Source organism: Pseudarthrobacter sulfonivorans, assembly GCF_014712225.1.
GTDB classification, from domain to species: Bacteria; Actinomycetota; Actinomycetes; order Actinomycetales; family Micrococcaceae; genus Arthrobacter; species Arthrobacter sulfonivorans.
In genome coordinates this window covers 235,849-247,278 of record NZ_JACXBW010000006.1, presented here as the reverse complement: position 1 = coordinate 247,278, position 11,430 = coordinate 235,849, and the positions used below count along the sequence as shown (strand labels likewise).

General features: G+C 63.0%; 7 protein-coding genes. 6 read left to right on the top strand and 1 reads right to left on the bottom strand.

Annotated elements, in window-relative coordinates:
* Positions 1–327: 327 nt before the first annotated feature.
* From IAQ70_RS10155 to IAQ70_RS10130, 6 genes are all read left to right on the top strand, one after another.
* Positions 328–555 carry a hypothetical protein gene (locus IAQ70_RS10155; RefSeq protein ID WP_190989190.1) on the top strand — a complete coding sequence of 76 codons (228 nt, stop codon included), beginning with the start codon at positions 328–330 and terminating at the stop codon, positions 553–555.
* Positions 556–796: 241 nt separating this feature from the next.
* Positions 797–2,638: a caspase family protein gene (locus IAQ70_RS10150; protein WP_190989189.1), complete on the top strand. Its 1,842-nt coding sequence runs from the start codon at positions 797–799 to the stop codon at positions 2,636–2,638.
* Positions 2,639–2,857: 219 nt separating this feature from the next.
* A complete protein-coding gene (locus tag IAQ70_RS10145) occupies positions 2,858–4,696 on the top strand; it encodes a M6 family metalloprotease domain-containing protein (RefSeq protein ID WP_190989188.1) in 1,839 nt (612 codons plus the stop codon).
* 452 nt (positions 4,697–5,148) lie between these two features.
* Complete coding sequence (locus IAQ70_RS10140) at positions 5,149–5,484, top strand: hypothetical protein (RefSeq protein ID WP_190989187.1); 336 nt, start codon at positions 5,149–5,151, stop codon at positions 5,482–5,484.
* A complete protein-coding gene (locus IAQ70_RS10135) occupies positions 5,456–6,376 on the top strand; it encodes an ATP-grasp domain-containing protein (RefSeq protein ID WP_190989186.1) in 921 nt (306 codons plus the stop codon). The genes IAQ70_RS10140 and IAQ70_RS10135 overlap by 29 nt, the downstream gene beginning before the upstream one ends.
* 4 nt (positions 6,377–6,380) lie before the next feature.
* Complete coding sequence (locus IAQ70_RS10130; RefSeq protein WP_190989185.1) at positions 6,381–6,728, top strand: hypothetical protein; 348 nt, start codon at positions 6,381–6,383, stop codon at positions 6,726–6,728.
* A 44-nt stretch (positions 6,729–6,772) separates the two neighbouring features.
* On the opposite strand, the gene IAQ70_RS10125 is transcribed toward IAQ70_RS10130, so the two are convergent.
* The gene (locus IAQ70_RS10125; RefSeq protein ID WP_190989184.1) at positions 6,773–11,227 is read right to left on the bottom strand and encodes a DUF7363 domain-containing protein; all 4,455 of its coding nucleotides are present in this window, start codon (positions 11,225–11,227) and stop codon (positions 6,773–6,775) included.
* Positions 11,228–11,430: the final 203 nt, after the last annotated feature.

Genomic DNA, 11,430 nt, shown 5'->3' with positions numbered 1-11,430 from the left:
TCGCAACTAACTGGCGCCTTGTTGTGTCGTCTCGAAGATGTGGTGTGGTTTCCAGTGTGCGCCGCCACCCGGAGTAAGTCATCCCCCGAAGTCTTTGCTGTGCCGCCCGCAGTACGCCTTCGGCACGGTCATGCAGCTGGCGTATGCCCAAAAGAGCGCCTCGGATGGACGACTCACTGCCCCGGGGGGCGCACTCTTTCTACGTACGAAGGGCGGAGAAAATCCAGGATCTCTTTCCTCTACGTGATTCAGCCGTGGTGCATAGACATGGCCAGGGCTGGAGGCTTTTCACCATCCCATTTGAGTTGAAGAAAGTTGAGGTGCAACATGCTGGTCCGCGTAATCCATTACGGGCTCATTGCCGCTGAAAAAGCCGCGCAAGCCGTGGGAGTCGATCAAACGATTCTCGACGGCCTGCGGGGGGCCCGGAAGATTCTCGGTGTCTGGAGCGGGGTGGAGCAATTGGACCGGCTCCGTGCCCAGATGACGGAGTCGGCGAACCCGAACGGCGGTGCCGACGGCTCGCTAGTCGCCGATGACGGTGAAACCGGGTAAACCCACTCGGCCTGTCTGTAGCCCCCGGTTGTTCACATCGGGGGCTACAGCTTTTTTGTCAGCAAAGAACCCCGGCATCCGGAGGCAATGCCCAGTGGCCCTGCGCAATTTGAATGCCCGGATGTACGTCAGCCGCGGTACCGGAAACACCATCCCCAGGGTTGGTGCCCTTTCTTCCGGGCCGCCGCACTCTTGATATTGCGTCATCCGGCGCCAAGAGGAATGAACATTGGAGGTAATGATGACTGAGCGGGCAATGTCGCTCCACGTCGGTTTGAACCGTGTTGATCCGGTGCATTACGCAGGATGGAAGGGCGAGCTGCAAGCGTGCGAGAACGATGCCCGCGATATGGCAGCCATTGCTGAACACCAGGGATTTGAGCCGGCCGTTCTGCTCACCCGGGCAGCGACATACGAGGCAGTGCTTGGAGCGATTCGGCGTGCAGCCGGGCTGTTGCAGCGGGGGGACTCCTTCCTGCTGACGTTTGCTGGCCACGGAGCGCAACTGCCGGGCGGCGACCCTTCGGAGGATGACGGGCTCGACGAAACGGTGGTCCTGTTCGACCGCATGCTGAGGGATGACGAGCTCGGGACTGCACTGCGGACCTTCCGTCCGGGGGTACGCCTCGTCGTTGTTTCGGACAGCTGCCACAGCGGCACAGTAGTGCGGGACCGGCTCGACGCCACCGGGCCTCTTGATGTGCCGCGCTTCATGCCCCAGGACGTGCTCGAGGAAACGCTCGCCCGCCATCCGGAGCTGTACTCACATCGACTCCCGGCACGGGACCTTAGTCCCGACGTTCTGCTGCTCTCTGCCGCCCAGGACGATGAAACTGCGGCGGACGGGCGCCTGAACGGGCTTTTCACCGGCGTGCTGAAGTCGGTCTGGAACCGGGGTGCATTTGTTGGGGACCATGTGCAGTTCCGGGACGAAATCGAGCGGAAAATGCCCGCGAGCCAGCGACCCAACCTGCTCGCGTTGGGACCGACGGGCGAGGCGACCCGGTTACAACGCCCGTTTGGCATTGCCCCAGTGCCGGCCGGTGTCCACGGGCCTCCAGCTTCCGCAGGGAATGGCGGTCCCAGTACCGCCACCGCCGGCGGGGGAACACAAAGCACCACCACAACAACCATCACGAAGGAGAAATTCATGTCCATCAACACCATGCAGGGCCCTACCGCCGGGTTCGATCCGAGCGACAACTGGAGCGAGGTTGCTGAGGAACTCCGGCTCCGGCTGGGAGTCGACCTACCTCAGGCTGATTTCCGGCCCTCCCGGACGACGAATCCCACACCGGTCACCGACGACGACGGAAACGGGGGCGCGATGGCGCACGGGTTCGTACCGGCGGCACTTGACACGCGGGGGCCGGCGGACGACATAACAGTCCGTGCGTTTTGGTGGGGTTTCCACATCCAGATCGGCCACCAGGCCCTGGAGCGCATCCTGACTGCAGCGGACGGGGTGAATGCCCTGGTCGGCAGCATCGGAGGTGCGATCCCGAGCCCCGCCCAGCCTTGGATCGTGCTGATTGCCAAGTTCGTGGTCGGAGTCCATGCCCTGCTCAGGCAGCTCGATCATGGCAACGGCGTGTATATCAGCATGAGTTGGTTCGCTCCGGGTGCCTTCGTCCCCACCACAGTGCCGGACGGGCGGGTGGCTGCCACCAGCAGCAACGGCCGGGAAGCTGCCGGTGCGGCCCGCGAAGTCCAGCCCCTGTATGAGCCCCTTGGGCTGACCGTGAACGAGTCCGACCCCGCCGTGGATACCGGCCTCTACATCCAGCCGGGTCAGCGCGTGGTCATCAGCGCCGACGGGCAAATCTGGGCAGGCGTTTGGGCCACCGGCACAAACGGCCCCGAGGGCTGGACGGGCTGGAGCGCCAGCGCCAACTCGCCGTTGCCGTACCAGGCTCCGTTCGCCCTGCTCGCCCGCCTGGACGGGCGGTATTTCCTGGTGGGCAGGGGCGCGTCGTTCATCCATCGGGGCGGTCCGAGCAAGCTGTACCTGCGGATCAACGACGACAGGCCCGGCAATGGTTGGGGCTCGTTCCAGGTACGGGTAGAGGTGTACGCGTCTTAGGTTCGGCTCCATGAGTAGGGCGGAGGGAATTCGTTCACTCTGCCCTACTTTCCGTCTGCGGCGGTTGCACTCCTGTCAAGCGCCCGCGGTAACGCTCCCGTAACGCCGCCTCGATAATCTCACTGTCCAAGGGCCCCCGTCCCGCCGGCTGCGCCAGCTTCCGCTGTCCTGCCGCACAGGTCCGGCGCCCGCGCCGACCAGTTCGAAGAAAGGATTGCGATGCAGCACAACGTTTCAAGCAGCGACGGCGCTGTCGACGAGTTCCGAGGCGGCCCCTGTCCCGTCTCCATGAGCCCCGAAGCCAAAGCACGGCTAAACGACGAAGTTTCCCGACTCCGGTCCGCTGACGACAAAGGTGTCGCCTCCCTCCTAGGGTTCACTACGCAGAGCCGGCCGCTCGGCTTTGACGACGGCGTGATCTTCCCGCCCGAGCACTTCGCACCTGGTACTTCCACCCGTTCGATGGCTGCGGCGGCAGCATCCAGGGCGCCCCTGCACGGAACTGTCCGCGTCATCGTCGTCCTCGTCGAATTCAGCGACAAGCATCTCACCCAGACTGCGGCGCACTTCTCCGAGTTGTTCTTCTCCACTGGTGTACTGCCGCATGGCAGCGTTCGTGAGTACTTTTCCGAAGTCACCGGGGGTCTCGTGGACCTGGCAGGTGAGGTTGTGGGGCCTTATACGTTGCCGCAGACGCTCGCCTGGTACGCCAACGGCAACTTTGGCATAGGCCGGCCCAGCGGCACGGCGCGGGCGAACATCATGGCCAACGACGCCGCGGCCGCCGCGGATCCCCATGTCGACTTCGGCCCGTACGACAACGACGGCAACAACTACGTCGATGCCTTCATCGTCGTTCATGCTGGCCGGGGCGGGGAGGAAACCCTGAACTCCGGCGACATCTGGTCGCACAAATGGAACTTGCCCACAGAGCGGTCCGCCGATACCAAGAAGATTTTCGCTTATCTAACCATTCCTGAGGACAGCAAAATTGGTGTTTGCGCCCACGAACTCGGGCACCTGCTCTTCGGCTTTCCAGATCTTTATGACACTGACGACACGTCAGAAGGTGTCGGGAGCTGGTGCCTGATGGGCGCAGGCTCCTGGAACGGCGGCGGAGACATCCCTGCACACCCCTCGGCCTGGTGCAAGGTCCAGCAGGGGTGGGCCGGCACCACCAACGTCTCGAGCTCGGGCACTGTCAGCTTCCCTGATGTGAAGACCAGCCGAAAGGTTCACCGGGTATGGAAGGACGGGGGCAGCGGGCCGGAGTACTTCCTGTTGGAGAACCGCCAACGGACAGGCTACGACGCCAAGCTTCCCGGTGATGGGCTGCTGATCTGGCACATCGACGACAACCAGCCGGACAACACCGACGAAAACCACTACAAGGTTGGGCTCGCGCAGGCCGACGGCCAGCGGAACTTGGAACTGAATCAGAACCGGGGAGACGGCGGAGACCCCTATCCCGGGACCGCCAACAACACCGTGTTCACCGGAAGCAGCACTCCGTCGTCAAACTCCTACGGGGGCCAGACGACCTCAGTTTCGGTCACAGCAATCTCCGCTTCCGCGGCCACCATGACAGCAAAGGTCTCCGTGAGCACGAAGGCTCCGCGCAAGGATCTGAAGGACTCCAAGGATGTTGTGACCTCCAAAGAGTCGCTCAAAGAACTCAAGGACCGTCAGGACAAGTCGCGGTTGCACGACAAATCGGTCGTCAAAGACCTCCGTGACACTAAGAGCGGGGTGAAGGACTACAAAGATCAGCACGACAGCCCGGCCCCGCCCGTCTCCGCTGTATCGGATGCCTGGACAGACGCTGTCGAAAACGATCCCCTGCTGGGAGCAATCGTCGAACTGGAAGACCGAGTCGCAGCATTGGAAAGCGTACTTGCCTCCTCGACAGCCACCGTCGAACCGTTCATCGCTGCGGACCAAAGGCCCGATTTGATCGGCGGAGGGGGCTCCCCAGACGCAGGGACCGACTTAACCGCCCGGATGGCGCAGGGAGACAGGGACGCGAAAATTGCCTTTGACTCACCGCCGCTGCAATGACCATAGAATTTCTCGTCATCGCCGGTCCGCAAGATCGTGGGGCAGCAAGTGTGACGCGCCGGCTTGCTGCCCTCCACGGCGGGTCCGCCGTGCTCCAGCTCAGCCCGGCAAGCCTTAGCCGCAGCCGCTGGTTGCACACTGTATCTCCCGCTGGCACGTGTAATACCCGGATTGGTGTTCCGGACGGACGAACAGCAGATGACCGAAATCTCCGCTGGGTGTTGAACCGGGTGGTCTCCCCGCCGGTCGTGCCAGCTTTCAGGACGGCTTCGGCCAAAGATCAAGACTACGCAGCGGCCGAATTTCAGGCGCTAATGACGAGTTGGTTGGCCAGCTTGGGCACTCGGGTCATCAATCCGGCGGGACCTGCCCTGCTGGCCGGCGCTTACGGGCCACCCTTGTCATGGATGGGTCAGGCCCGGGCAGCGGGACTCAAAGTCCAGGTTAGTCGCATGGCAACACCCGACGGGATTCCATCCAGTGTGCCTGAGCCGCCCATCGGTTCGAAGGATCAGTCCCCTGGAAGTTACGTGCTGGTGGCCGGACGACGAATCCTCGGTCCGCTGGCAGCCATGTTCGGTCCGCAATGCCTGGATTTGGGCCAGAGGCTCGGGGTGGTGCTGGCAGCCTTCCACTTCGTCCCGTCCGGCCGGAATCTCGTCCTCGCGCGTGTGAACTGCATGCCGCCGCTCGCCCAGGAAGAGGAAGTCGACGCCGTCGTTCGCCTGGCCGGGGAGGAAGCCGAGGGGAGGATCCTCCATGATTCTCGTCTTCGGGCGGCCCGATGACCCGCCGATCGCACTCTTGCTGGCGGCCCTTCAGCAACGAAACGCCGGTTACGCGTTCATCGACGACAGGCACCTGGCGTACACAAGCCTGTCACTGGACCTCGACGGCGGCCCGGTGGGCGGGCGGCTGAGGGCCGCCGGCGAGGACATCGAGTTGCGGGCCATCGGGTCCGTGTACGCCAGGTTGCTGAACGTCGTCATACCGGCTGACCCCGGGCAGGCGTCACACGTTCAGGCATTTCACGCACTCTTCACCCAATGGCTGGACCTCACTCCGGCGCTGGTCGTGAACCGTCCTTGGGCCATGGCTTCAAACGCCTCCAAGCCATACCAAGCCCAGCTCATAGCAGCCGCCGGGCTGGAGGTTCCCGAGACTCTTGTAAGCAATGATCCCGAGGAGATTGAGGCATTCCATGGCCGCCACGGACATATCGTGTTCAAATCCATCAGCGGCGTGCGCTCCGTCGTCGCAGAGTTTGGCAGCCAGCATGCAGGGCGCCTGCCATTGGTCCGAAGTTTGCCAACCCAGTTTCAGGTAGCCATTCGCGGCGCGGACGTCCGCGTCCATGTTGTCGAAGGACGCACATTCGCCACTGAAATCACGTGCGAGGCGGACGACTATCGCTACGCAACCCGCTCCGGCGCAGAAGCGCAGCTAAGAGGGATCACTTTGGACAGCGATATACGGGACGCCTGCATCCGACTGGCCAGGAGCCTGGACCTTCCCCTTTGTGGTATCGACCTTCGGAGGACCCCGGATGGCCGGTGGGTCTGCTTTGAGGCCAATCCTATGCCGGCCTACAGCTATTACGAGGAGCACACCGGAGCGGATATCAGTGGGGCACTGGCTTCGCTCCTGCTGGACGCTGCGCATTCCCCGGACGGACAATAGCCCCATGGTCCAGGCCACCGAAAACCTAGCAACCATCACCGGGACAGTGCTCGCAATCGGTCGGCATCCCCGTCTGAAGGAATGGAGCCTGCTGACCCTCCAGCTTGAATCCGTTCAGGCCCTCAAGGGAAGCCCCGATCTTTGGGCCGGCCGGACGGGACAAACCCAGCCGGTCGCCATCCGCACCGGGCTGCTGGAAGCAGCCGGAATGCCGCCCGGCGCCGCTGAGCCGGACGATGCCCGCCTCACCGGGGCGCAACTGCGTTGCACTGCCCGCCTCACCATGGACGGAATAATGTGCCAGCCGTACCCTGAACAAGAAAGTTTCGCTTTGGTGGCCACGGAGCGCTAAGCCCACGGCGGCGCGGCCCCCAGATGCGGTGAACGACGCCGGCGCTATCGCGGCGAAATGAGGTCGGCTGTAGCCCGGAGGAACGCGGCGACAGCGGCCGTCCGCTCCTGATGTTCGTCGCCGTCCAGAACCGCATTCGATTCGCTGTCCGACGTTGAAGGCGGCCGGGATCCATTCGCCGTTGTCAGTGCAACGGTTCCCTGCTCTGCTTTTGGACCAGTAGGAGCAGCAGTGAGTGAGCCCAGCAGCGGCCCATCGAGCAGTGCAGGGGGCTTCACGACTGGGGTCTGACGTCGATTATCACCGAAGGCGGCAAGCACCTTGTCGTGAAAGCTACGGTTGGTTGCCGAGCCGATCGCCTCGCGGAACAGGGGCAGCGCACGAGACGTGTAGTCGCCCTGCGAGTCGGTCTCATAGGCCACCTCGGTCGCGAGGCACGCGCCGAAGAACACGCCCCGCTCATTGTCGCGAGCCGTCGAACGTGAGGGGGTGCCCCGCATGTCCTTGTACTTCCCGATGGCACGGCCATCCATTTTCACCAGGCGCTTGCGGGATCCGGGGGCGGATTGGTTGTGCGTGGCGATGTCGCGTTGCCCGCCACCCGAGTGGCAGGAGTCGAAGAAGATCGTGAGGCTCACATTGTCGGGAAGTAGATCCCAAATCTCGCCGAGATCGTCGTCGATGATGAGATGCCCCTCCCGGAAGTCCACCGGGCAGAGCGCCTCATCAACGAGTTTGTGTTCGACGTCCCCACCTACAACATTCCCGTCTCCGGCGGCGTCCTCCAACTCTTCGTCCCCGTCAAGGTCTTCGATCGTGGTGCCGTGGCCCGAATACTGCAACGCAATGACGTCGCCAGCCTTGCTCGAGACGACAAGTTCACGGATCTTATCCAGCATCCGCGCTTGGGTGGCTTGTTCGTTCAGCAGGGTTTCGGTCTCGAAGCCGGCTTCGCTGAACGCGGCCTGCCATGACATCGCATCCGAGACGCAGCCGAACAGCCGATCCGAGGGATACGCGTCAATTCCGATGCACAAAGCGCGCCGCCTCGGCAGTCGCTGCGGCGTTCCGGACACTGCGGAGGAGGATACGGCCGTGTCACTCCCACCCTGTTCGACGTAGTCGAACACCTCATCTTCGCTCGGCCAGAGCGGATAGACCGCTCGGGTTGCCGGATAGGGCACAATGCTGTCGCGGTCCAGCACGCGGCGGGCGACACTATTCATGGTCGGCCCGTCGTTGTCGAAGCCCCCGTGCGAGACGGACTGGGAATTCGAACGAAGCCCGGAATCCGACTTTGACCAGACCACCTCGACCCTCGAGCCGCTCCGCGGCTTGAAGAGATCGGACAGTTCCGAGTCGGCAGACAGGCTCACCTCGAGTCCGAGGATTTTCGCGGCCGGCTCCGGTTCGAGGGCGCCCCGAATGAGATAGAGAAGTGATTTCTTGTAGATGCCCAGACAAGTGTCATTTTCCTCGAACTCATTGGCCATGGTGAACATAGTGAGCGCATTGATGTTGCTGAGCCTGGGCACTATGTGCGTTTTGAACGTGTCGATCCGCACGGCGGGTGCCAACAGGCTGAGGCTTGCGATACGTGGCACCTCGGCCGCGAGCAAGGCCGGCACCAGGTGGGAGTGCATGATCGCTCCCGCACTGTGACCGATTAGATGCACACTGATCTGCCCGGGATTGGCCCGCATGTACGCACTAAGCAAGGTTGCAAGCGCCGCACCGGCGCCGGTTGGGCCTGACGCGTGTTCGGCATCGCGTTTCATGGCGCTCCAGGTCAGATCGCCTCTGGCCGACCGCACTGCAGTCTCGATGATGCCGTCAAAGAAGTCACCGAGGTCCCGCGGCTTGCCTGGGAGCGAGTCCTTCACCGCGTCCCAGAGCGCGGCCGCCAAGCCGGTTTCCCAGACCAGGTGGATCGGGTATGCGCCGTTCTTCTTCCACCACTCCACCTGGTTCTGCGCGATCTTCAAACCCTGTCCCTTGTCGACAAGGCCGCCGTGGGCATAGATCACTAGCGGCACCGGTCCCGGTTGTGCTTGGTCGGCAACGAAGGCCGGCAGATGGGTCCGGAAAATCTCAGAAAGATCGGCCTGCGTGGTGCGGAAGTCGCGGTCGTCCGTCGGTCGAACACCGAGCCCCTTCGACAGTTCGCCGTCCTTCATGCTGACGACGTGCGGATGCAGGGCCCGCAACTGGTCGCCGGAGAGTCCGGAATCTCTGGGGATCCATCGGGTTGCGTTGGATGTGGACATTGCACTGCCTTTCGGTGAGGGCCGGTAAAGATCGAGGAGGCCGGGTCTTTCGGAGGTCCCGGCTGGGGAAGTGGCCGTCGACGGCTCGATCCCCACCATTTCGATACGAGCGTCCGGGTGGGCGTAGACCGTGTAGGCGAGCCACGAGGTGTCGCCGGACTTTCGCGCCTCACGGCGGGCGTCGATGGTTGCCTTGGCGATGGACTTTTTTTCACGAAGGCCCGCGTAGAAAGCGCGCACGAAGTCCCGCGCCGGTTCGTCACCGACCGACCACAAACAGCCGACGAAGGCTGCGGCACCTCCGCGGAGAAACGCTTCTGCGAAGCCCCCTTGCTCCGAGTGATTCGCGGGCGGGCGCCCGAGCCGGCAAGAGTTGAGCACAACGAGGGGGCCGGGGTCTTGAAAGGCGAGCGGCGGGCGGATGGGCAGATCGCGCCGAAGGTCGGCGAGTGAATAGGCGTCAGGCGATTCGGTGGCAGATTGCATGAAGTTCGCCAAAAGCAGTTGCTGCCGCGGCGGGTCGGCCGCCTCGTCGGTAAGGCCGTGACCTCCGAAATGCAGCAGGTCGATCGCCCCACTCTTGAGCAGCGCCCGGATGCTGTCGGCATCCCCTGGGACGAGTTCTGTGGCAGCGAAGTCGGAGATGAGGTAGTCGAGCTCCTGTTCGGCGTCGACCAGCGTCAGCTCTGTGTCGGCGTACCGCGGGCACAAGTAGCGCGCACGGCCGGCTGAAACCCTTAGCGTCCGCGGATGCGGCGTGTTGTAGATCCACCGCACAAGGCCGGCCCGGCCGAGAAAGCCGGATTCGTCTTTGTGGTCGTCGTCGATATCGGGATCGGCGATATAGACCAACTCCCACGGGATGTCCGTTTCCCCGCTGGTCAGAATGGTGAGTTCGTCGATCTGCTCAGGATGTGCTTCAAAGAAAGACCGCAGCCCGGCCGGGAGAACGTCTTCGGCGAGCTTCACTCCGAGTGCCTGCAATGTGTTGCGAAAGGCGGAACTGCGTTCGCGCGTGGTCGGCAAATCCTTGAAGTTGCTCCATGCCGCGTCGATGGCGCTGAAAATCCCGCCGATGAGCGCCGTTTTGTTTTCGAGGACCCGCTCGAATCTTTGTCGGACGCCCGGAAGAACGAGTTCGAAGCTGAGTCGTGATCGTCCGCCGACGAGGTTTTCATCGATGGTGAGTGTCTTCGGGGCGAGGAATTGGCGCACTTCTGATGCGATAAAGCTTGTGACCGGCCTGGCGTCCGCGCCCTCGGCATCAGGGGGCACCGGGTCCCGTTGCACGGTTGCACTTAGCCATAGCGTGGCGATGGGCAACGGTTCGGTTTGGCGCACGACAACCTGCACCTCGCCCTCCCCGATTTCGGCTGCGACCACGGTGAACGTAACAACCGATTCCTCTGTAGGTGGGGGCAGGAGCACGTCACGGCTGTCTGGTTCGTTCTCCGGCACCATGAAGTTTCGACAGAACAGCGTGATGGTCAGGGGCTGGCCCGGATCGACGACTATGACTTGCTCATCGTGCGACTGGCTTGAATCGACGGTTATTTCGCCCCGCGCCAACCGTACCGTCAGGGACACGGGCGCATTCAGCATAACTATCGGCGGCATGCTGGCACCGATCTGGGCAAACTCCGGCCAGCCGACGCCGGGCGATTCACCCGCGGGCAATGCGCCAACTATCGTTTCTGTATCGCCGTCCTCGACGGCCGCGACCGGGCCAGTAACAGGGGGACGGACGATCGCTTCGAAGTCGCCATGAGTCGGAGGAACGGCCCTTGTTGGCGGCGCCGCCGTAATCCCCTCCCGTATGCCGCGGCCACGCCCGCGTGTGGCAATCCTGATGGCGTCAACGACTAGTACAAGTCCCAGGTCGTCCTCGGACTCGAGCACCGCCAGGCGGACCTTTTGGTGAGCATCCACGTCGAGCTTGAATCGATGTTCATGTCGTGATGACTCGGTTGGATCAAGGGCGCGAATGCCGGAGTCGCTCCATGCAAGCACGGCGACGAACCTTTCAGCGGTGGAGTGCACCGTGATGTGTACTGTTCCGGCTTCGTCGCCGGACGTTACGGCCAGGTGGTCTAAAAGAGTCGTCCCTGGTGAACGGTCCAGAGCGTGTTCCAAGGCTTCGTCGGGTTCGTGGACGCGCTCCAATACGAGTCCGGTGCTCGCATCGGCGGTCACACGCCCATCGGGCATGAGCATCCCGCCCGACTCGGCCATAACTCCTCCTGTCGCGTGAAGGACAAGTCCCAATGTCGTCGGTTGTCCGGCCGTATGCCTACGACACATCGTGCATGACCAAGCACGTTACGATAGGCGGCGTTACTGCAGCGTTATTGCCTGTACAGCGGCCCAGGAAACAGGCACAGGCGACACCGGAACTTTTTAGGCGCCCGCTGAAGCAGGTATCAAAAGGGCCGAAC

Coding starts and splice junctions, on each gene's coding strand:
- IAQ70_RS10155 (WP_190989190.1), top strand. CDS start 328: ATGCTGGTCCGCGTAATCCATTACGGGCTCATTGCCGCTGAAAAAGCC.
- IAQ70_RS10130 (WP_190989185.1), top strand. CDS start 6,381: ATGGTCCAGGCCACCGAAAACCTAGCAACCATCACCGGGACAGTGCTC.
- IAQ70_RS10145 (WP_190989188.1), top strand. CDS start 2,858: ATGCAGCACAACGTTTCAAGCAGCGACGGCGCTGTCGACGAGTTCCGA.
- IAQ70_RS10140 (WP_190989187.1), top strand. CDS start 5,149: ATGGCAACACCCGACGGGATTCCATCCAGTGTGCCTGAGCCGCCCATC.
- IAQ70_RS10125 (WP_190989184.1), bottom strand. CDS start 11,227: ATGGCCGAGTCGGGCGGGATGCTCATGCCCGATGGGCGTGTGACCGCC.
- IAQ70_RS10135 (WP_190989186.1), top strand. CDS start 5,456: ATGATTCTCGTCTTCGGGCGGCCCGATGACCCGCCGATCGCACTCTTG.
- IAQ70_RS10150 (WP_190989189.1), top strand. CDS start 797: ATGACTGAGCGGGCAATGTCGCTCCACGTCGGTTTGAACCGTGTTGAT.